At 73.2% G+C, this 21251-nt stretch carries 18 protein-coding genes; 8 read left to right on the top strand and 10 right to left on the bottom strand.

The window, feature by feature from the left end; translation table 11 throughout:
• Position 1: 1 nt before the first annotated feature.
• Together sufB and C1701_RS22300 are read right to left on the bottom strand one after the other, a co-directional pair.
• On the bottom strand, positions 2-1456 hold the full coding sequence (sufB, locus tag C1701_RS22305; protein ID WP_026418810.1) for a Fe-S cluster assembly protein SufB: 1455 nt from the start codon (positions 1454-1456) through the stop codon (positions 2-4).
• Positions 1457-1561: 105 nt separating this feature from the next.
• A complete protein-coding gene (locus C1701_RS22300) occupies positions 1562-2299 on the bottom strand; it encodes a helix-turn-helix transcriptional regulator (protein WP_026418809.1) in 738 nt (245 codons plus the stop codon).
• A gap of 202 nt (positions 2300-2501) precedes the next feature.
• On the opposite strand from C1701_RS22300, the gene mptB reads away from it, so the two are divergent.
• Genes mptB through C1701_RS22280 form a run of 4 tightly spaced genes read left to right on the top strand, consistent with a single transcriptional unit; the run spans position 2502 to position 6925 of the window.
• Positions 2502-4136, top strand: a complete 1635-nt coding sequence (gene mptB, locus C1701_RS22295; protein ID WP_026418808.1) for a polyprenol phosphomannose-dependent alpha 1,6 mannosyltransferase MptB — start codon at positions 2502-2504, stop codon at positions 4134-4136.
• Between the two features lie 23 nt (positions 4137-4159).
• Positions 4160-5092 (top strand): ABC transporter ATP-binding protein, encoded by a 933-nt coding sequence (locus C1701_RS22290; protein ID WP_026418807.1) that lies wholly within the window; start codon positions 4160-4162, stop codon positions 5090-5092.
• Entirely contained in the window at positions 5089-5886 is a 798-nt protein-coding gene (locus C1701_RS22285) for an ABC transporter permease (RefSeq protein WP_026418806.1), read from the top strand. The genes C1701_RS22290 and C1701_RS22285 overlap by 4 nt, the downstream gene beginning before the upstream one ends.
• 25 nt (positions 5887-5911) lie before the next feature.
• Positions 5912-6925, top strand: a complete 1014-nt coding sequence (locus C1701_RS22280; RefSeq protein WP_103056546.1) for a COX15/CtaA family protein — start codon at positions 5912-5914, stop codon at positions 6923-6925.
• A 20-nt stretch (positions 6926-6945) separates the two neighbouring features.
• On the opposite strand, the gene C1701_RS22275 is transcribed toward C1701_RS22280, so the two are convergent.
• The gene (locus C1701_RS22275) at positions 6946-7425 is read right to left on the bottom strand and encodes a GbsR/MarR family transcriptional regulator (RefSeq protein ID WP_026418804.1); all 480 of its coding nucleotides are present in this window, start codon (positions 7423-7425) and stop codon (positions 6946-6948) included.
• A 128-nt stretch (positions 7426-7553) separates the two neighbouring features.
• Here C1701_RS22275 and C1701_RS22270 point away from each other — a divergent pair, with 128 nt between their 5' ends.
• Complete coding sequence (locus tag C1701_RS22270; protein WP_026418803.1) at positions 7554-7982, top strand: hypothetical protein; 429 nt, start codon at positions 7554-7556, stop codon at positions 7980-7982.
• A gap of 93 nt (positions 7983-8075) precedes the next feature.
• Here C1701_RS22270 and C1701_RS22265 read toward each other — a convergent pair whose 3' ends face one another.
• Both C1701_RS22265 and C1701_RS22260 read right to left on the bottom strand, forming a co-directional pair.
• Positions 8076-8963, bottom strand: a complete 888-nt coding sequence (locus C1701_RS22265; protein WP_103056545.1) for an ATP-grasp domain-containing protein — start codon at positions 8961-8963, stop codon at positions 8076-8078.
• A complete protein-coding gene (locus C1701_RS22260) occupies positions 8960-9274 on the bottom strand; it encodes a hypothetical protein (protein ID WP_026418801.1) in 315 nt (104 codons plus the stop codon). The genes C1701_RS22265 and C1701_RS22260 overlap by 4 nt, the downstream gene beginning before the upstream one ends.
• A 112-nt stretch (positions 9275-9386) precedes the next feature.
• Here C1701_RS22260 and C1701_RS22255 point away from each other — a divergent pair, with 112 nt between their 5' ends.
• The 3 genes from C1701_RS22255 (at position 9387) to C1701_RS22245 (ending at position 12780) form a co-directional block, all read left to right on the top strand.
• On the top strand, positions 9387-11015 hold the full coding sequence (locus tag C1701_RS22255; protein WP_026418800.1) for a DUF885 domain-containing protein: 1629 nt from the start codon (positions 9387-9389) through the stop codon (positions 11013-11015).
• A 67-nt stretch (positions 11016-11082) separates the two neighbouring features.
• On the top strand, positions 11083-12054 hold the full coding sequence (locus tag C1701_RS22250) for a quinone oxidoreductase family protein (protein WP_026418799.1): 972 nt from the start codon (positions 11083-11085) through the stop codon (positions 12052-12054).
• Between the two features lie 99 nt (positions 12055-12153).
• Entirely contained in the window at positions 12154-12780 is a 627-nt protein-coding gene (locus C1701_RS22245) for a uridine kinase (protein ID WP_103056544.1), read from the top strand.
• Positions 12781-12863: 83 nt separating this feature from the next.
• Here the strand turns inward: C1701_RS22245 and C1701_RS27795 are convergent, their stop codons facing one another.
• From C1701_RS27795 to C1701_RS22220, 5 genes are all read right to left on the bottom strand, one after another.
• The gene (locus tag C1701_RS27795; protein WP_337661881.1) at positions 12864-15116 is read right to left on the bottom strand and encodes a serine/threonine-protein kinase; all 2253 of its coding nucleotides are present in this window, start codon (positions 15114-15116) and stop codon (positions 12864-12866) included.
• 161 nt (positions 15117-15277) lie between these two features.
• On the bottom strand, positions 15278-15670 hold the full coding sequence (locus C1701_RS27790; protein ID WP_162147301.1) for an FHA domain-containing protein: 393 nt from the start codon (positions 15668-15670) through the stop codon (positions 15278-15280).
• A gap of 346 nt (positions 15671-16016) precedes the next feature.
• Complete coding sequence (locus C1701_RS22230; protein ID WP_035292039.1) at positions 16017-17348, bottom strand: vWA domain-containing protein; 1332 nt, start codon at positions 17346-17348, stop codon at positions 16017-16019.
• 11 nt (positions 17349-17359) lie between these two features.
• Positions 17360-18421, bottom strand: a complete 1062-nt coding sequence (locus C1701_RS22225) for a protein phosphatase 2C domain-containing protein (protein ID WP_051313942.1) — start codon at positions 18419-18421, stop codon at positions 17360-17362.
• A 134-nt stretch (positions 18422-18555) separates the two neighbouring features.
• Positions 18556-21150, bottom strand: a complete 2595-nt coding sequence (locus C1701_RS22220) for a serine/threonine-protein kinase (RefSeq protein ID WP_103056542.1) — start codon at positions 21148-21150, stop codon at positions 18556-18558.
• Positions 21151-21251 lie beyond the last annotated feature (101 nt).

Raw genomic sequence — 21251 nt, 5'->3', positions numbered from 1 at the left:
CTCAGCCGACGGCCCCTTCCATCTGCAGCTCGATCAGTCGGTTCAGTTCGAGGGCGTACTCCATGGGCAGCTCGCGGGCGATCGGCTCCACGAAGCCGCGCACGATCATCGCCATGGCCTCGTCCTCGGTCAGCCCACGCGACATCAGGTAGAACAACTGGTCGTCGCTGACCTTGGACACGGTCGCCTCGTGCCCCATGACGACGTCGTCCTCACGCACGTCGACGTAGGGGTAGGTGTCGGACCGGCTGATGGTGTCCACGAGCAGCGCGTCGCACTTCACGGTGGACTTGGAGTGGTGGGCGCGCTTGGCGACCTTCACCAGACCCCGGTAGGAGGTCCGCCCGCCGCCCCGGGCCACCGACTTGGAGACGATGGTGGACGAGGTGTGCGGCGCGAGGTGCTCCATCTTCGCGCCGGCGTCCTGGTGCTGGCCCTCACCGGCGAAGGCGATGGACAGCACCTCGCCCTTGGCGTGCTCCCCCATCAGGAAGACCGACGGGTACTTCATGGTCACCTTGGAGCCGATGTTGCCGTCGACCCACTCCATGGTCGCGCCCTCTTCGGCCTTGGCGCGCTTGGTGACCAGGTTGTAGACGTTGTTCGACCAGTTCTGGATGGTCGTGTACCGGCAGCGGGCGCCCTTCTTCACGATGATCTCGACGACCGCCGAGTGCAGCGAGTCGGACTTGTAGATCGGCGCGGTGCAGCCCTCGACGTAGTGGACGTAGGCGTCCTCGTCGACGATGATCAACGTCCGCTCGAACTGGCCCATGTTCTCCGTGTTGATCCGGAAGTAGGCCTGGAGCGGGATGTCGACCTGGACGCCCTTGGGCACGTAGATGAAGGAGCCGCCGGACCACACGGAGGTGTTCAGCGCGGAGAACTTGTTGTCGCCCGCCGGGATGACGGAGCCGAAGTACTCGCGGAACAGCTCGGGGTGCTCCCGCAGGCCGGTGTCGGTGTCCAGGAAGAGGACGCCCTGGGCCTCCAGGTCCTCCCGGATCTTGTGGTAGACGACCTCGGACTCGTACTGCGCGGCGACACCCGCGACCAGCCGCTGCTTCTCCGCCTCGGGGATGCCCAGCTTGTCGTAGGTGTTCTTGATGTCCTCGGGCAGGTCCTCCCAGCTGGTGGCCTGCTGCTCGGTGGAGCGCACGAAGTACTTGATGGTGTCGAAGTCGATGCCGGAGAGGTCGGCTCCCCAGTTCGGCATCGGCTTGCGCTCGAAGAGCCGCAGCGCTTTCAGCCGGGTCTCCAGCATCCAGTCCGGCTCGTTCTTCTTGGCGGAGATGTCCCGAACGACGTCCTCGTTCAGGCCACGCCGCGCGCTGGCACCCGCCACGTCGGAGTCGGCCCAGCCGTACTCGTAGTTGCCCAGAGTCGCCAGGGTCTCCTCCTGGCTCAGCGGCTCCGTCTGCGTGGTGGGTGTGCGCTGCTCGGCAGCGGCAGTCATACGGATTCCCCTCCGTCCCGGATCGGGGCTGTCATGCCCGGACGCGCCGAACGCGCCGGATCACTGTTCGGGTTCCGCGCCTCGCCCGGACGGGCGAGCTCGCGGTCATTGTCGATCGTCGTTCCGGTCGCCCGGGGTGGGGTTGACCGGCACGTGGGTCGTGCAGGCCGCGTCACCCCTGGCGATCGTGGCGAGGCGCTGCACGTGGGTTCCGAGCAGGTCGGCGAACACCGCGGTCTCCGCCTCGCACAGCTGCGGGAACTCCGCGGCGACGTGCGCCACGGGGCAGTGGTGCTGGCAGAGCTGCTCCCCTGTCCCGACCCGGCGGGTCGAGGAAGAGTAGCCCTCCCTGCTCAGCGCCGCGGCCAGCGCCTCCGCCCTCGCCGCGACGTCCGGTTCGGCGACAACCGCGTCCCGGTGCCGTTCGACGAGCGCCGCGACACGGCGCTCCGCGAACAGCCGGACCGCCCGTTCCCCGCCCTGTTCGGCGAGGAAGCGCAGCGCGGCGACCGCCAGGTCGTCGTAGGCGTGCCCGAACTGCGCCCGTCCCCGCTCGGTGAGCTGGAACAGCCGGGCCGGGCGGCCACGACGGCGTGAGCCGGCGGGCCTGGGCGCCTCCCGGCTGGAGGCGTGGCCCTCGGCGAGCAGCGCGTCGAGGTGTCGTCGCACCGCGACCGCGCTGACGCCGAGCTGCTCGGCGATCGCCGCGGCGGTGCGCGGCCCCTGCTCCAGCAGGACCCGCGCCACCGACTGGCGGGCCCGACCGTCGATGGGTTGCGGCGCCTCGGAGGCGAGCTGGTCGCCCTCCGCGTCACCGCACCCCTCGGTGGCCTGTCCCGCCAATTTCACAACACACAGGTTACGTATTTCCCCCGGACACGCAAAACCTCACGGCGATCACGTGATCCACATCACGCCCACGGCTGGTCGCCCTCCGCGGTCCCCGGCGGGGCGGAACACCGTCTCGGCTGGTCAACCGGGCAAAATACCCGATCGGGGCCGTACCGGCACCGGGGCCCGGGGCCGGCAGATACTCTTCCGTCTCGTGGCGGCGGGCGAGACGGTCGGGGGCCAGCCGACCGAAGACGAAGATCACACCAGGCCGGATCGGCACCCGGACCGGGGTGGTGCGGGCGCCCGCACCACCACCCCCACCGCGACCCGCGCCGAGCCGCTGACGGACCCGGAGCCCCTGAACGACGCCGAACGACGCCAACTCGACGTCGTCCGGCGCTTCGGCACCGTCGGAGCACTGCTGATGGGTGTCGGGGCGCTCGGCGCCGGGGCCGCCCCGGTGATCAACCCGCTCCCCGGCGTCCGTGTGCTCGGCCTGATGACCCGGATGCCCACCGTCGCGTTGGCCTGCACCTTCACCGGGATGTTGATGGTGGTGCTCGCCTGGCTGTGGCTGGGCAGACTGGCCGCCCCACGCCGGCGGAGGCTGATCTCCCGTTCCCAGATGGACCGCACCATGGTGATGTGGGCGCTGCCCTTCGTCGTGGCCCCACCGATGTTCAGCCGGGACGTCTACAGCTACCTCGCGCAGAGCGAGATCGCCGTGCGGGGCATGAACCCCTACGAACTGGGACCGGCCGACGCCCTCGGGGTGGACGACCCGCTGACCCGGGGCGTCACCAACATCTGGCGCGAGACCCCGGCCCCCTACCAGCCGCTCTTCCTCATCCTGTCCCGCGGCATCACGATGATCGTGGGCGGCGACAACGTCATCCCCGGGATCCTGCTGCACCGGGTGCTCGCCCTCGCGGGGTTCGCCATGATCGTCTGGGCGCTGCCCCGCCTCGCGCGGCGGTGCGGCGTCCAGCCCACCTACGCGCTGTGGCTGGGGGCCGCCAACCCGCTCGTCCTGTTCCACCTGGTCAGCGGCATCCACAACGAGGCGCTCGCGATCGGTCTGATGCTCGCCGGGTTCGAACTCGCGCTGGCCCGGTCCGCCCTGCTCGGCACCGTCATCGTGGCCACCGCCGCCATGGTCAAGCTCCCCGCCGCGCTCGCGCTCGGGTTCCTCGGCGCCGCGCTGGCCCGCCGGGCCGGTGGCCGGATCAGCGACCTGCTGCGCACCGCGGCCTGGATGCTGGCGGTGTTCGCGACCGTGGTGGTGGCCGCGTCGCTGGGCAGCGGCCTGGGCTTCGGCTGGATCGAGGCGCTGAGCACCCCCGGGATGGTCCGCAGCTGGCTCTCCCCGGTCACCGCGGTGAGCCAGACCAGTGCCGGCCTCGGCATCCTGCTCGGACTCGGCAACCACACCGACGCCATCCTGGCCCTGGCCAGGGCGCTCGGGTACGCCGCCGCCGCCGGTGTCTGCGGCCGCCTGCTGTGGGTGTCCTTCCGGGGCAGGATGGAACCGATGGTCGGGCTCGGCGCCGGGCTGGGCGCGGTCATGCTGCTCGGCCCCGTCCTCCACCCCTGGTACCTGCTGTGGGCCGCTCTCCCGCTGGCCGCGTCCAGCACCCGGCTGCGGTTCCGGCTCTCCGCGACCTGGCTGTCGGCCCTGGTGGCCTGCGCGGTGTTCCCGCCGGGGTCGGCGTTCGACCACCGCCTGTACGTGCCGCAATTCGCCATCCTGGCCGCACTGGTCACCCTCATCCTGCCGCTGCTGCTGGTGCGCGGCCGCATCCCGAAGGCTGAGCGGCTGTTCCACCCGGCGCCGCCCGGCCGATGACCCTGCGGTTAGGCTCAACCGTCGTGAGCCCCACCGCCGACGAACCCGCTGTCCAGGTCCGGGGCCTGGTGAAGCGTTACCGGACGACGGTAGCGGTGAACGGGCTCGACCTCACTCTTCCCCGGGGTCAGGTGCTCGCGCTGCTCGGCCCCAACGGCGCGGGCAAGACGACCACCGTCGAGATCTGCGAGGGTTTCCTCCGCCCGGACGGCGGATCGGTGCGCGTCCTGGGGCTCGACCCGGTCGCCGACGCCCCCCGCCTGCGCCCGAGGGTCGGCATCATGCCGCAGGGCGGTGGCGCCTACCCGGGCGTCGGGGCGGAGGAGATGCTGCGGCTGGTCGCCGCCTGCGCCGCCGCCCCGCTGGACGTCGACTGGCTGTTGCGGGTGCTCGGGCTCGAGGGCGCCCGCCGAACCCGCTACAAGCGGCTCTCGGGTGGCCAGAAGCAGCGCCTTTCCCTGGCCTGCGCCCTCGTCGGACGCCCGGAACTGGTGTTCCTCGACGAGCCAACGGCCGGGATGGACCCGCAGAGCAGGCTGCTCGTGTGGGAACTCGTCGCGGCCCTGCGGGCGGACGGCGTCAGCGTGCTGCTGACGACCCACCTGATGGACGAGGCCGAGGAGCTGGCGGACCAGGTCGTGATCGTCGACCACGGCGCCGTGGTCGCGCGGGGCAGCCCGTCCGAGCTGACCGCGACCGACGACCAGCAGCTGCGGTTCCGCACCCGCCCCGGTCTGGACACCGACGTGCTGGCCGGCGCGCTGCCCGCCGGGTGCGTGGTCAGCGAACCCCGACCCGGCACCTACGTGGTGCGCGGGACGATCACACCCCAGGTGGCCTCCACCGTGACGGCGTGGTGCGCGCGCCACGAGGCCTACGCCCAGGACATGCGGGTGGCGACCAGGAGCCTGGAAGACGTCTTCCTCGAACTGACCGGACGGGAGCTCCGCTCGTGACCGACGTGCTCTCGCCGGAGTCCCGTTTCGCGCCGGGCACGTTCACCCCGTCACCCGGGCGCGGGCGCGTGTCGCGGATGCTGTTCACCCAGGCCAGGACCGAGCTGCTGCTCAACCTGCGCCACGCCGAGCAGCTCCTGCTCACGATGATCATCCCGATGGCGCTGCTCATCGGCCTGAGCACCCTCCCGCTGCTGCCCATCGACGAGCCGAGGGTGGACTCGGTGGCCCCCCGCGTGTTCGCGCTCGCGGTGATCTCCACCGCCTTCACCGGGCAGGCCATCATGCTCGGGTTCGACCGCCGCTACGGCGTGCTCAAACGCCTGGCGGCGACCGCGCTGCCCCGGTGGTCGCTGGTGGCCGCCCGGGTGCTCGCCAACCTGGCGATCGTCGCGGTCCAGCTGCTGCTGCTCGGCGTGGTGGCCGCCTTCCTGGGGTGGACGCCCTCCCTGGCGGGCGTCGCCGGCGGCGTGTGCCTGCTCCTGCTCGGGGTGGCCGCGTTCGGCGCGCTTGGCGTGCTGGTCGGCGGGGCGCTGCGGGCCGAGGCGGTGCTGGCGATCGCCAACGCGGTGTGGTTCGTGCTGCTCCTCGCGGGAGGAGTGGTCCTCCCGGTGGACAGCCTTCCCGACGGGTTGGCCGCCGTGGTGCGCCTGCTCCCGTCGTCGGCGCTGGCCGAGGGGATGGAGTCGGTGCTGCGCGAGGGTGCCTTCCCCGGGTGGGCGCCGTTGGTGGTGCTGCTCGGTTGGGCGACAGTGGCGGGCGTCTCGGCAGTGCGTACCACCCGACTGACCTGAGCGGGGCCCGGCCTAGCATTGCGGCGTGTCGCTTCCCGCCTTTCTCGTCCGTTTCCTGGACCGCTTCTCCTCGCCGAGTCCCCGGCTGATGCGCGCGTTCGCGATCGCCGCCGTGGTGACCCACGCGGGGATCGCGGTCACCGGTTCGGTGGTGAGGGTCACCGGGTCGGGGCTGGGCTGCCCCACCTGGCCGAACTGCTTCCCCGGAAGTCTCGTCCCCGTCGCGCACCCCGAGTACGACACCCTCAACCAGTGGATCGAGTTCGGCAACCGGTTGCTGACCGGCGTGGTGGGCTTCGTCTCGCTGGCCTGCCTGTTCCTGGCTCTGATCACCCGCCCTCGGCGGCGTCGACTGGTGCTGCTCGCGCTGGCGATGCCGCTCGGCACCCTGGCGCAGGGGATCATGGGCGGCATCACGGTGCTGATGGAGCTGCGGTGGTGGACGGTCGCCCTGCACTTCCTCGGATCCTCGTTGCTGGTCTGGCTGGCGGTGCTCCTGGTGCGGGCGAGCACCGAGGGCGACCAGGAGGAACGTCCGCTCGTGCCCGGCGCGGTGCGCGGACTGGTGCTCACGATGAACATCGTCCTGGCGGGGCTGCTGGTCACCGGCACGCTCGTCACGGCGGCCGGACCGCACTCGGGGGACATCGACACGCCTCGCCTGGAGCTGCCGGTCGCCAACCTGGCGCAGGTCCACGCCGAGTTCCTGTTCCTCTTCCTGGGCATGCTCATCGCCCTCGGGTTCACGATGCGGGCGGTCTCGGCGCCGGCGCGGATGTGGCGCGGGTTCTGGTGGGTGGTGGGCGTCGTACTCGCCCAGGGGACGGTCGGGATGGTCCAGTACTGGACGGGCGTTCCCGAGGTGCTGGTGGCGCTGCACGTGCTGGGCGCCGGCGCGACGGTGGTGGTCGTCGCGTGGTTCTGGACCACCCTGCGTGACCGGGGCCGCGCGCCGGTCCCCTTCTCCACCCGAGGGCGGGCCTCGGACGGCTCGGCCGCCACTCCCCGGGAGCCGGTCGGCGCGGGAAGCTCCGACTGAGCACGGGGCGGCGGGCGCGGTCAGCGTCGGCGGGGGCGGTCCCTCGACCACTGCTCCCACAGCTCGGGGAGCTGGTCGGCGAGCCACTCGTAGAACTGGTTGACCGTTCGGAGCCGGGCGGCGCGTTCCGAGTCGCCGGACAGCAGCCGCAGTCCCGCCGCCGTGAGGTCCCGCGCGCCGCGCACGCGGTCGAAGCGGCCCTGCACGAAGTCCGGCCACCGGCTCTCCTCCACCCGGTAGAGGGCGGCCTCCTTGCCCCGCCGGGTCGTCTTGCTCACGACGCCGGCCCGGACCAACAGCCGGATGTTGGTGCTGACCGAACCGCTGCTCGCGTCGAGGGCGGCGGAGAGTTCGGCGGCCGTCCGCTCGGGCGGGTCGCAGATGAGGAGGTACCCCAGGATGCGGCCGGCGATCAGGGGCATCCCCTCCTCGACGTAGAATGCTGCGACCTGCTCGATCCAGTTGGCGCTCGGTGTCGAGTAGCTACCTCTGTCGGTCATGGCATCAGCCTCTGCCGGTTGGTTTCACTGACCACTGAAAGTACGGTAGCTGCTGACTCTCGATCGATCAATCAGGCGGGCCGATCACCGCACCGGTCCGCCACGGGCCGCACTCACGGGAGCCGACGATGACAGAGCGCTGGAGCACTCCGGACGAGGTCCGGAGCGCACGGGAACGGATGGAAGCGGCCATTCCCGGCTGGACGGCGCCAGCCGCGTTCGGCGTGGGCGTGTCGATCTGGGACGACGTCGACTTCCCGGTGGTGAACGTCGGTACCCACCAGCTGGCCGCGGTGGTGCTGGCCACCGTCTGCGGGCACGTCTCCGGCAGCGGGAGCTACCCCCTGGAGCTGGCGGACCTCGACCAGGCGATCGAGCTGCTCACCCCCGCCGAGGCGTGCGAGGAGTTCGACCACCCGAACCTGATCTCCTGGCGGCGCATCAGGACGTTACTGGTGGCCGACCCGAGGACCCGGGCCGTCGCGGCGTTCTGCGGCGACCTCGACGAACCCATCAGCGACCCCAGTCTGCTGCGGCTGCGGGCCGCGATGCCCTGAGCCGACCGCGGTGGGGGCACCCGCGCCCCGCCCGGTGGAGCGACGCCAGTGGTGGCTGGTGCCGGGTCCCGCCACGGCCGCCGGCCTCGGTCCTCACCGGACCCGGTTGCGCACGGCGGAGGCGAAGCGGGCGACGGCGGCGGGATCGGCCGCGCCGAACCCCAGGGTGGGTTCGGTGACCTCCAGCTCCAACAACACCGGGTCACCCCCGTCTCCCCCGACGAGGTCGACCCGGGCGTAGAGCAGGTCCGATCTGGACATGCCCAGGAGGTCGGCTGCCAGGTCGACGCAGTCCTCGGCGACCCGTCGCCACCTGCCCGTCGGCGCTGCCGGCGTCAGCCCCTGTTCGTCCACCGACAGCCCGGCGTCCCTGGCGGCGGGCCCGGTGAGCAGGGCGGGTTTGGCGAAGGCGTGCGAGTACTGGCCACCGAGGAACACCAACGCGTACTCGCCCCGGCGGTCCACCTCGTGCTGGTAGGGCTGCACGACGGCGGTCGCGCCGCTGGCGTGCAGTTCGGCGAGCCAGGCCTGTGCCGCCGAGCGCTCCTCGGGACCGAACCGTCCGGCGCCCCGGGCGCCGGCCCCCACCGAGGGCTTGACGACGACCTCCCCGCCCGGCCAGTCCGCTGGCTCCCCGGGTGCCACCAGCTGGGTGGGTACCACCGGGAGCCCGGCGTGCGACAACTCCACCAGGTAGCGCTTGTCGGTGTTCCACCGCACCGCCCGGACGGGGTTGAGCAGGGTGGGAACCGAGGAGCACCATTCCAGGAACTCGGCCCGCCGCCAGGTGTAGTCCCAGGGCGACCGGAGCACGACCGCCTCGTCGTCGGTCGCCTCGAAGCCCCAGGCCGCCCAGCGGGCCGAGACACCGACCTCACCCAGGGCCGTCACCAGCTCGGCGTCGTCAGCGTCCCCTCCGGGAAGCTCGGCGCAGGTCACCAGCACCACCCGGCCGCCGGAGGAGGAACCGGGCCGCCTCACCGGCCGCGAGCGCGGGGACCGGCCATCCGGCGCCGGTGCTCCGGCCCGATCGCCAGCGCCGCCACGGTGGGCTGGTCCCAGTCGCTGATCTCGACACCGGGAACCGAGGCGCACAGCCGCCGGGCGGTCTCGTCGTCGCGCACCACGAGGTCACCGAGCGCCCCGTCCCCGCCCACCAGGCAGATCCGCGCACCGGGGCGGCCGAGCGGGCTGATGACGGCCCGTGCCGCTCCGTCATGCCGGCGGACGAAACGGCGCAACGCCTTCTGGTCGGCGCCCCGCACGGGAGGGTGCGTGGTGTCCTCACTCATGCCCCCACCCTAGGAGTTCGCGGCGGGCGGGAAAACCCACGTGTCGCTGGATATCGGTGCCGTGGGGCCCACTCCCCTGGTTGTTAGCAAGACAAACGACTATCGTGCTGGCGTGACCGCGACTCCCTCCTTCACCACCGTCCTCGACGACTACCTGGCCTGGTACTACGACCGCAACCCGGTGCACGCCGGCCTGCTCGGCTCGGTCGAGCACCTCCACACCCTCGGTGACTACTCCGAGTCGGCACTGGTGGCCACGCGCTCGGGCAACGCGGACTGGTTGCGCACCTTCGAGTCCGTGGTCGACAACGGACTCGACCACGAGTCGCGGATCGACCGCGACCTGGTGCTCGCCGTCCTGCGGGGCGCCCGCGTCGAGGAGGAGTGGCCGGCCTGGCGCCGCGACCCCGCCGTCTACGTCGGCCCCGTCTTCCGCGGGCTGTTCTACCCGTTCCTCCAGAAGCTCCTGCCGGAACCGGAGCTCGTCGAGCACACCATCCGCAAGCTCGCCGAGGTCCCGGCGGTGCTCACCGCCTGCCGGCTGAACCTCGACTCGGACCTGGCCGCCCCACTGCTCGTGGAACGCGGCCTGCGGCAGGCGCGGACAGGTCGGTCGTTCGTCACCGGGACCCTGCCCGGCCTGGTCTCCGACCCCGGCCTGCGTGACAAGGTCGCCACCGCCGCCGAACCGGCGGCGGCCGCCTTCGACGCGGTCGTCGACTTCCTCGAGGAGTTCGGGCGACGGGCCAACGGCGACTGGCGGCTGGGCGAGGACCGCTACTCCCGGTTGCTCGTCGAGAAGGAGCTCCTCGGGTACGGGGCAGCCGAACTGCACGAGCGGGGCAAGGCCGCCTACGCGGCGCTCGACGAGGAGATGCGCGAACTGGCCCGGAGCGTCCCCGGCGGGTCGGAGGACTGGCACGCCGTGATGACCAGGCTCCAGCAGGACTACCCCCCGACCCTCGAGGCGATGCGGGACGAGTACGCGGCCGAGACCGCCCGCGCCCGGCGGTTCGTCGCCGAACGGGACCTGGTCACCTTCGCCGAGGGGGAGCACTGCGAGGTGGTCCCCGCGCCGGCCTTCCAGCGGGCGATCCTCTCCGTCGCCTCCTACATGTCCCCACCGCCGCTGACGGACTCCCGCACCGGCCACTTCTTCGTCCCCCACACCCCGGACGGGTACTCGGAGGAGCAGATCATCCAGCGCCTCCAGACCAACGCCCGGGCACAGATGCCCACCATCGCCGTGCACGAGGCCTACCCCGGTCACCACTGGCACCTCTCCTGGATGGCCGGCAACCCCCGTCGGGTCAGAAAGACGTTCCGCACCTCGTACTTCAGCGAGGGCTGGGCGCTCTACGTCGAGACGATGATGCGCGAGCAGGGGTACTTCACCAACCCCGCCCACGAACTCGGGCACCTGGAGGCGCGGTTGTTCCGGGCGGCCCGCATCGTCGTGGACACCGCCCTGCACGCCGGTGACATGACCGTCGAGCAGGCCAGGGAGTTCATGAGCACCAAGGCCTCCCTCACCGAGGACACGGCGGTGGGTGAGGTCTCGCGCTACTGCTCGTGGCCGACGCAGGCTCCCTCCTACCTGACGGGTTGCCTGGAGATCGAGGACATCCGGGCCGACTACCTGGCCGCCGGCCGGGGCGACCTGAAGGCCTTCCACGACACGATCGCCGGCTCCGGCGCGCTCCCCCTGGGCCTGGCCCGCCGGGTGGCGCTGGGCGGGTGACACCGCCACCACGATGATCCAATGAGGGCCACGCGAACCGACGAACACCCCAGCGGGAGGAGACGACATGCGGGCGATCCAGGTGAGGGAGACCGGCGGCCCCGAGGTACTGGCCCCGGTGGAGCTGCCCGATCCCGAACCAGCACCCGGCGAGGTGCTCGTCGAGCTCGGAGCGGCGGGCGTGAACTTCATCGACACCTACCAGCGCTCCGGGGTGTACCGGATGGAGGTCCCCTTCGTGCCCGGCCTGGAAGGGGCTGGCACGGTGGCGGCGGTGGGCTCCGGCGTGACCCGCTTCTCCCCCGGGGACCGCGTCGCCTGGGCGCAGACCTCGGGTAGCTACGCCGAGCGCGTCGCGGTGCCGGCCGACGGGGCGGTGCTCGTCCCCGACGCTGTCAGCGACGAGCAGGCCGCCGCGATGCCCCTCCAGGGGATGACCGCCCACTACCTGGTCGCCTCCACCAGACCGGTGGGGCACGGCGACACCGTCCTCGTCCACGCGGCGGCCGGCGGGGTGGGTCTGCTCCTCGTCCAGCTCGCCAAGGCCCGGGGGGCCCGTGTCCTGGGCACCGTGTCGACGGATGAGAAGGAACACCTCGCCAGGACCGCGGGAGCCGACGAGATCATCCGCTACACCGACGCCGACGTGGCCGAGGAGGTTCGACGGCTCACCGACGGCGCCGGCGTCGACGTCGTCTACGACGGGGTCGGGAGGGACACCTTCGACGCGAGCCTGGCCAGCCTGCGGCCCCGGGGGATGCTGGTGCTCTTCGGCGGTTCGAGCGGGCAGGTCCCCCCGTTCGACCTCCAACGGTTGAACTCGGGTGGCAGCCTGTTCGTCACCAGGCCCACCCTGGCCCACCACATCGCCGACCGGGCGGAACTGGAGTGGCGGGCGAGGGAGCTGTTCGACCTGATCACCTCGGGGCGGCTCGATCTGCGGATCGGAGGCCGCTACCCGCTCCGCGACGCGCGCGCGGCGCACGAGGACCTGGAGGCGAGGCGGACCAGTGGGAAGCTGCTGCTGCTCCCGGCGTGACCACGTCCTCGCCCACCCGGGCAGCCGGCGGCGGGACGGAGGGCGCCAGGGCCGTGCCCGACCGACCGCCGCGCCTGGTCACCTCGGCGAGGTCGGACCATGCGCATGACACCGCTCAGCCCGGACCGGCTGGCCGAACGGATCGCCGAGCGGATCGCCGGGCTGCCGACCTCGCCCCGACCCCGGGTCGTGGTGGACGGGGCGCCGGCGGCGGAGCCGGGCGACCTCGCGACGGCGCTGGTCGGCCGGCTCCGCCGGAGGGGGCGGGAGGTCTTCGCGGTCAGCGCGGACGACTTCCCGCGTCCCGCCGCCCTCCGGCTGGAACGGGGGCGCACCAACCCCGACGCCTACTACGAGGACTGGACGGACGTGGGGGCGCTGCGGCGGGAGGTGCTCACCCCGTTGGGACCGGACGGTGACGGCCGCGCGCTGCCCCGCCTCTGGGACGCCGCCTCGGACCGTTCGGCCCGGGCGAGCCGGGTCCGGGTCGACGAGGGCACCGTGCTGCTGGTCAGCGGTGGGCTGCTGCTCGGTCACGGCCTGCCGTGGGATCTCGCCGTGCACCTGTGGCTCTCCGAGCCGGCGTTGCGCCGCCGCACCACCGCCGAGCGCGGCTGGACCCTGCCGGCGTTCGACCGGTACGAGCGCGAGGTCGCTCCTCGGGAGGTGGCCGACGTCGTCGTCCGGGTCGACCACCCCGACCGCCCGGCCGTCCTCGAGCGCTGACCGCACCGCCCCCGTCCTGCTCGCGACGGGTTCCGGGGGTGGCAGTCGCCGGTGGCGACTGGCGGGCCTGCCAGGGGCGGCGCTCAGCCCCAGTTCTCGTCGTCCAGGTTCATCCGACGGGTGCCGCCTCGGCCGGGCTGCTGACCGGGGGGCGGGGGCGGCGGCTGGTGCCGGGTGGGCGGCGGCTGCCGGTGGCCGGGCGGTGGGAACGGCCGGGACTGCTGCTGACCGGGGAACGGTGGCTGCCCCGGGGGTTGCTGCCCCGGGGGTTGCTGCGGGGGCGGCGGCTGGTTGCCGGACTGGTGCTGCCCTCCCGGCGGGGGGAACGGCGGGTGCTGGCCACTCGCCGGCGCCCGACCCGCCTCGGTGTGGCCGGGCCGGTGCACCTGGGTGCGGTCGGGGTCGTCCGGGGTGATGCGCCGGGTCACCGGTCCCTCGTTGCTCAGCCCGGCCCGTCCGAGCCACCCGCCGAGTTCGCGGACGATCACCGGGAGCGGGGGACGCCGCGCCGGGTCCTGGTCCAGCGCGGCGAGGAGCAGCTGCCGATGCACGCTGTGCTCGGGCAGGTGCACCAGTTCCGGGTCGTGCGCGGCCGCCATGAGGGAGGCCATCGCGTTCTCCCGGTAGCCCCTGGGCGGGTTCGCGGTGAGCGCGTAGCTGACCGTGGCGGCCAACTGCCAGGCGTCGGAGGCGGGGGTGGCGTCCCCGCCGCGCGCCACCTCGGGGGCGATGTAGTCGGGAGTGCCCACCATCATCCCGGTGGCGGTGAGGCTGCTGTCGCCGCTGCTGCGGGCGATGCCGAAGTCGATGAGGTGCGCGACGCCCGCCTGGTCGACCAGGATGTTCGCCGGCTTGATGTCGCGGTGCAGCAACCCCTTCTCGTGCGCCGCCCCCAAGGCCTCGGCCATGCTGGCCCAGAGCCGCGCCGCGGCCACGTCGTCGAGGGTGTTCTCGCGGACGACGTCGGAGAGCGCGTCACCCTCGAGGTACTCCATGACGAGGGCAAGACCGTCGCTGCCGTCGCCGAGGTCGTTGACGATGTCGTAGATCCGGACGCAGTTGGGATGCCGCACGGCGGCGAGGGCCCGCGCCTCCCGGATCATCCGCTCCTCGCCCTCGGCATCGGGCGCGTGGGCGATCTTCACGGCCACCATCCGGTTCAGGCTGGTGTCCATCGCCAACCAGACGGATCCGAACCCGCCCTTGCCGAGCTGCCGGATGCGCTGGAACCGTCCCTGGCTCCTGCTGGCGCCGTGCCCGGCGCCGAACAGCGCGGGCGCGACCTCGGTGGCCTGCGCGGTGTCCCCCGCCCCTGGCGTCGCCGCCACCGCCCCGGCCACCGGGAAGGGCAGCGGACCGGGCGTGTTGGCCAGCTCGGAGGACCCCGAGGCCCGCTCGGGCGCGGGCTGCTCGCCCGTGCCGGAGCCCTCAGCGGCCCGCGAGTCGACCTGGGTGGCGGGGTACTGGGAGGACTGGGATGGCTGCGGGTTCATCGCGGCCAGCCGAACCTCCCGTTCCCGCTGGTCCAGCTCCCGCTGCCGCAGCTGCTGAGCGCGCTCCCGCTGGTCGAGTTCCTGCTGGCGGGCCTGGATCTGGCGGGCCTCCTCCGCCTCCCGCCCCGCGAGGGCCTGCGCCGCGTAGCGGTCGTCGGGGTCGAGGTCCCGCCGGTCCCGGGCGCCGTCCCGGTCGTGGTCCCAGTCGCGGGACCGTTCGGAGCGCTCGATGACGGCGCGGGGTGGGGAGCCGAGCAGTGCGACCACGATGACACCGGCCACCGCGGCGGGCAGGGAACCGATCCAGAGGCTGGCCACCACTCCGGCGGGTTCGCCGCCGAGCAGCAACACCAGCAGGAGGAAGGGCATCCAGAACATCCGACCGGGCCACGCCGGTCCGCGTCGCGCGGCCAGCCTGCCCTGCCAGGCGACCAGGCCGAGCAGCAGCAGGGGCAGCAGGACCAGGACGAGGATCGCCAGTGCCCGGGTCCACAACGCCTGGTCCGGGCCGAACACCTCCTCCGAGACCGTCCCGGACAGGCCGAAGAAGCTGCTGGAGGCGGGATGGACCAGCCGCACGTTCGAGGTGGCCAGCACGTAGGGCAGGAGGAAGCTGGTGCCCACCCCGACGGTGACCAGCACCAGGACGACGGGGGCTGTGTAGCGGTTGCCGATCCCCTTGCGGAGCAGGGCGACGAAGGCGGCACCGGCCGTGACGAGCAGGCTCATGCCGACACCGGTGATCATCGCGGACCACACCCAGTCACCGGGCAGGAGGTTGACGCCGAACATCCCGTACAACCAGTCCAGGAAGCCGCTGCCGACGTCAATGACGGAGTCCACCGAAGTTGTCCTCTCCACCGGTATCGATCAGGCCGAGGTGTCCGCCCGGCGCGGCGCCCCGCCGAGATCACCGAGTACCCCTGACACGATAGGACGCGCTCCGCCCGCGCCGGTGCGGAACCCCCACGGCGCCCGACGCGTTGATGATCTTGCCAGGTGCCTCACCACGTTCTCAGTTCGATCGTCGTCCAGGCTCCCAGGTGCACCCGGGTCCCCTCCCCTATCGGGTGTGGGACGTGCGGCCGGAGCACCAGACCGCTGTCCAGCATCGTGCCGTTCGCCGAGTCGAGGTCCACCACCGACCAGCCGCCCTCCGCCCCGCGAAGCAGCACCGCGTGTTCCCGGGAGACGCCCGGGTCCTCGGGTGGGACGCCCAGGTCGATCGCGGGTGGTTCGGGTGCGGACCGGCTGGCGCGGCCGATCCGCACCCGGTCGCCGGCGAGCGGGTAGCGCCGTCGGGGGCGCTCCGAGGGGAGCCGCAACCGCTCACCGGCACTGCCCGCCTCCGCCAGGACACCGGCGAAGTACCGGGGGTCGACGGTGACGAGCGCCACCCAGTTGCGAGGCCCACCAGCCAGCGGCCCTGAGCCGTCCGCGCGGCCCCCGGCCGGCCCCTCGCAGTCGTGTCCGCACTCCTCGCAGAACCGGCCCACCCTCGGACAGCCGCACCGGGGGCACGCCGCCCCCACCGCGGCGTCGGTCCCGGTCCGGCACGCGGTGGGCGGACCGAGGCCGGGTTCCGGTGCGAGGGCGGTGCCCGGGGACCGCCGCTCCCGCGCGGCACGCTCCGGTGAGGAGCATCCCGCCCCGTCCACGACGCGCTCGGGGTCGCCGGCACGTCCGGCCGGGTTCACGCCGCCCGCCGGACGGCGCACGTGGTCCGGGATGCCGCGGTCGAGGTCATCGCGGGCGTCCCAGCCGGAGGGTCCTGGTCGACCGCGCGTCGAGGGCCATCTCGGCCTCGCGGGCGACCCGCGCGCGCAGCCGGATGGTCCCGCTCCTCTCGTCCACGACCTCCACCACCTCGGCGAGCAGCTCGGCGGTCTCCTCGTGACCGGACTCGGTGGCCAGTGCCACCGCTCGCTGGAGCATGGCGGTGGCCAGTTCGGTGTCCCCACGGCGGCGGGCGTCCAGTCCGGTGCGGACGGCCTCCGCGAGGTCGGTCTGGCCGGTGTAATGGGCCAGCACCGGGTCGACGCGGGCCACCCGGTCGACATCGGCGCTCCCGGTCACCGTGACCAGCACGGGCGCGCCGAGGGGAGGACCGCCGTCCTCCTGGACGACGGTGAGGCGGGCGACGAGCACCTCCTCCCCGACCCGCAGCGGCGGGATCTCCACGCAGAGGTGGTACGTGCGGCTCTCCGCGCCCCAGCTGCCGGTGGGGTGGTCGAGGTCCTGCGGCGCGCCCGGGACTTGAACGCCTTCGAGGGAGCGCACCTCCGGGTGCACCTGCCGGAGGAACCGCGGCCGGGTCAGCTCCGGTGTCCACACCCGCAGGGCCACGGCTGGTTGCACCCGGGCGACGGCGGCCGCCACGGTCGAGCGGAAGTCGGCGGCCAGGTCCTCGGGATCGGCCACGATGTCGACCGTGCCCAGGAGCGCGGTGGTGATGGACCGCAGTTCGTCCACCCGCCAGCCGGTGCCGACCCCACGGCAGTCGCAGACGAACCGCCCCCGGCACTCCTCCAACGCGGCCGCCAGTTCCCGCAGGGACTCGCCCTGGTTGAGGCCGTCGGTGAGGAGGATGGCGTGGCGAGGGCCCGGGAGGTCGGCGAAGAGGTCGTTGGCCGCCCGCAACCACCTGCCCATCGCGGTGCCCCCGTCGGGCGTCAGCCCACCGATCGCGGTGGCGGCCTCCCGCCGGGTCCGCGCGCTGCTGACGGCGAGCCCACCGGTCTCCGGGTACACGACCCTGGCGGTGGTCGTCCCGGCGACGACCGCGAACCTCGCGCCCTCGGGCAGCAGGTCCACGGCTGCGACGGCCGCGCGCCTGGTCTCGGGCATCGTGGTCGCGGGGAAGCGCATCGAGGAGGAGCAGTCGACCAGCAGGACCTCGGAGAGCGTCCCCTCTTCCGACGCACGGGTGCCGCCGTCCGGTGGCTCGCCCGGTTCTCCGTCCTCCCTGACGGGGTGGTGGCCGGTCACCGTGATCGCCAGGTGCGCCTCGGACGCGCGCTCCGACACGAAACGGTTGTGGTCGACCTCCAGCGTGAAGCTGACCTGCCGCACCATCGAACCCCCTCTCAGCCGCGTGGGCTCGTGGTCTCGCGAAGCGGGAACGGGACGAGCGCCACCGTGATGTTGTCGTGGCCGCCGCCGTCGAGGGCCAGCCTGGTCAGCGCCCGGGCGGCGTCCAGGGGGTCGTCGAAGACGGCCACCAGCCGGGCCAGGTCGTCGGCCTCCCTGAGGTAGTGCCACATGCCGTCGCTGCACAGCAGCACCCAGCCGGGGGCGGTCGGGCGGATCGCCGCGAGGTTGGGGGGCCGGCCGTCGCAGTCCGCTCCCACCCACCGGCAGAGCGCGTTGGCCCGGCGGTCCGCCTGCGCCTCCTCCTCGCTGAGCTGCCCCAGGTCGACCATCTGCTGCGCCCAGGAGTGGTCCGTGGTCAACCGGGAGGAGGGCGTGCCGGAGGGCTGGCCGGTGGGTTCGGGAGCGGCGAGCCAGTAGGCGCGGCTGTCGCCGATCCAGCCGACGGTCACCTCGCTGGGCGTGACGACGGCGGAGACGTAGGTGCAGGACGGCGGTTCCGGGTCGTCACCGACGCGGAGGGCGCTGACCGCCTCGACGGCCGAACGCACGGCGCTCCGCGTCGCCGTCATCGCGTCCAGGTCGTCCCGCGCGGCTTCGGCGAGGAGTTCCGCCGCGGTGTAGGCGGCGGTCCTGGACGCGTCCTCCGGGGTGGACGAGGACGACACGCCGTCGCACACCACCGCCACGGCCGCGAGCGGCTCGTCGTCGGTGCCGCACAGCACCCGCAGCGCCAGGGCGTCCTCGTTGCGGCGGTGCCGCAGGCCCCGGTCGCTCACGCCGACGACGGTCCCCAGGTCCAGTTCCATCCGGTCCGGGGGCGCCGCCAGGGTGCGGCGGGCGCAGGCGGCGCACTGGCCGGCGGTGTCGACGTGGGTGGTCGTCACCTCCACCTCCGCCCCGCAGTCGGGGCAGAGCGCTGCCTGGGCCTCCTGGACGACGAGGTCCGCTCCGCAGGCCTCGCAGAACCGGTCGCCCGGCTCCCCTGGCGAGTCGCACCGCGGGCAGTGCGGGCCCAGGCCGTCGCGGGCGGGTCGCAGTGAAAGCTGTTCGTTCATCGGGTGTGCGGGCGGGCCTCGGCACGGGCACCGAGTCAGCGGCCCGGCCTCCCTTCTGCTGGTCTGTCGTGTGGCGCCGCACCGGGCGGCCGAGGGTCGTCATCCTGCCTCGTCATCGCGCTCGGCGGGGGTGGTCACACGAGAGTTCTCGGTCGCACGGCGTTGGCCAGGTCCACCAGGGCGATGCGTTCCGCCCGGTCGTCGATGGTCCTGGCCAGACCGCGGTAGGCCTCCTCCAGTCCGAGCCGCAGGGAGTGGTCCCGGAACTCCCGCCCGAAGATCGGTCCCGGACGCGGGGCGCCGGCCGGCTGGGTCGCCCACCACGCGCGGGCGGCCAGCAGGACGGTGACGACCAGTCTGAGGCGCCGTTCGGTGTCCAGGGGGAGGGTGGCCAGGCGCTCGGCCGCCGCCATGAGGTCCTCCGACCGCACCTGGTGCGGCGATCGCCCGCCGACGCGGGCGCTGACAGCCGCGACCCGCGCACCCAGGTACTGGCTGGAGGTTTCCGGGACGGACTCCAGCACGGCGACCGCCCGGGGGTAGTCGTGCTGGACGAGCAGTACCCGGGCCAGGCCGAAGGCGGCGCTGACATAGGTGTGGTCCCCTTTCCAAACCTGCCGGTAGCGACGTTCGGCCTGCTGGATGGCCCCGTCCGCCTCGTCGGCGAGCGCGAGGGCGAGCTTGGGGGCCGTCTCGCCCGGTACGCGCGCGTACACCCGGTCGAAGTGGTCTCGGGCCTCGCCGGTGCGCCCGGCGAGCAGCGCGGCCACGCCCTCGTACCAGGACGGCCGCCAGTCCTGGTCGGCGAGACCGGTCAGCTCGCCGAGCTCTCGCCGGGCCCCGTCGGGATCGCCCTCCTCCAGGTGCGCCCGCACGAGGCGCAGCCCGACCTCCGCCGTCCACACCGGCGCCGCGCGCAGCTGCGCGGGAGTGGCGTCCCGGACGCCGGCGAGGAAGCCGGCCGCCGGGTCGTCGGGGTCGACCAGCGTCACCGGGAGGAGGCGGGTGACCTCGGCGGGCTCGGGTGGGGTCGTCGTCAGCGCGATGTCCCGGCCCCGGTCGCCGCCGATGACCCCGCGTTCGTGGGTGAAGAGCGACGAGCGCCCTGGTGGGGGCTGTCGCCCCCGGAGCGCCAGCACCTCGCGCAACACGGCGCGCAGTTGCTCGGCCATCTCCCCGGCGTCGCGGAACCGCCGCGTCCGGTCGGGGTGGCAGGCACGGCGGAGGAGGCGGTCGAAGGACTCGAACTCCACGAGCAGGGGAACGGTTCCGGGGTCCGGGAGGCTCTCCCGGTGTTCCTGGTTGTAGCCGGGGAACGGGAAGGACAGCACAGCCAGCAGCCGACCGACGGTGTAGAGGTCGGACTCCACGGAGGGGCCGAGCCGGGCGATCTCCGGGGCCTGGTACCCGACCGTGCCGTAGAAGGCCTCGTAGCGCTGGTCCAGGCGAAGCGCCCCGCCCATGTCGATGAGTTTGACCTGGTCGGGGGTGTGGATGACGTTGTCGGGTTTCAGGTCGCAGTAGACCCACCCGTGGTCATGGAGGTAGCCGAGGGCGGGCAGGATCTCCAGCACGTAGGCGATCGCCTGTTCCAGGGGGAGCGTGGCGGACCGCCCCTGGGCGGATCGCCGCTGGTCGAGGAGTTCCCGCAGGGAGGGGCCGTCCACGTACTCCATGACGATGTAACCGGAGGTCTCCCCCGCACCGGTCGGAGCCGGGGGCGGGTGCCGCACGACGTTGAGGATGTGCACGATGTTGGGGTGCTGGACCTCGGAGAGTGAGCGCTGTTCGTTGAGCTGGGACTCCATCGCGTCGGCGCCCTCGCTGTTCAGCAGGCCCTTGAGCGCCACCCACCTGCCGTTGACGTTGCGGTCCCTGGCCAGGTACACCCAGCCGAAGCCCCCACGGGCGATCGGGCCGAGGACCTCGTACTGGCCGGCGACCACGTCGCCCCGCGCGAGTTTGGGGGTGAAGGAGAACCGGGCCCCGCAGTGCGGGCAGTACCCCTCGGTCCGCCCCGGCCGGCCGCCCCTGCCTCGGCCCACCGGCTTCTCGCACCGGCTGTCGCTGCAGAACCTGCCGGACTCGGGCACCTCCGGGTCGAGGAGGACGGCCGCGCTGGGGTCACGCGGCGGCACCTGGGGTACCTCGACGAGGCCACCGCCCAGCAGCCCGCGTCCGCTGGTGCGGGTGGAGGTCCGGTCGGAGCCGGCCGCCGGGCCTTGCCCGGCCGGCGTCGGTCGTGTCCCGCGCCCCGTCCGTTCGGGGGTTCCCGCGAGGGCGGTGAGCACCGTGCGGTCCACGCCCTTCGCCGAGTCACCGGGCCGGGCGGATGCCCCCTGGGGGGCCGCTCGCGGGGGTTCGGGTACCTGCGGTGCGGGTGTGTTCTCGGCGGGTGGCGCGGCTCCCACCGCCGCGGGTGGTACCCGGCTCACCCCGGCCTGACCGGGCGGTGCCGGTCGCGCTCCCCCCGCCGGCGCGGAGCGCTCCGCCCCCCTGCCCAGGGGTGGCCGGGGTGGCGCGGGCTCCACGGCGTCCAGCCGGGCGGACACCCGGGAGGGGCGGTCTCCCCGTTCGGGGACGTCCTCGACGGGCGTCAACCGGCCGGTGAGGGAGGTCCGCTGGTCCCCCGATGTCGCGGTGGCGTGCCCGCAACGGTCGCAGTAGCCCTCCCGAACCCGGCCGCCGCACCCCGGTCTGGGGCAATCGCCGGTGAGCGCGGGCGTCATCGGTGGCTCCACCGGCGGTGGCCGGCCGGGTTGCGGTGGAACCACCGACCGCTGGCTGGGCCGGTCTCACGGGGAAGAGGCATCGCACGACCTCCTGGGGT

The organism is Actinoalloteichus sp. AHMU CJ021 (assembly GCF_002895405.1).
Lineage (GTDB): Bacteria > Actinomycetota > Actinomycetes > Mycobacteriales > Pseudonocardiaceae > Actinoalloteichus_B > Actinoalloteichus_B caeruleus.
This window is presented reverse-complemented; position numbering and strand designations above follow the sequence as displayed.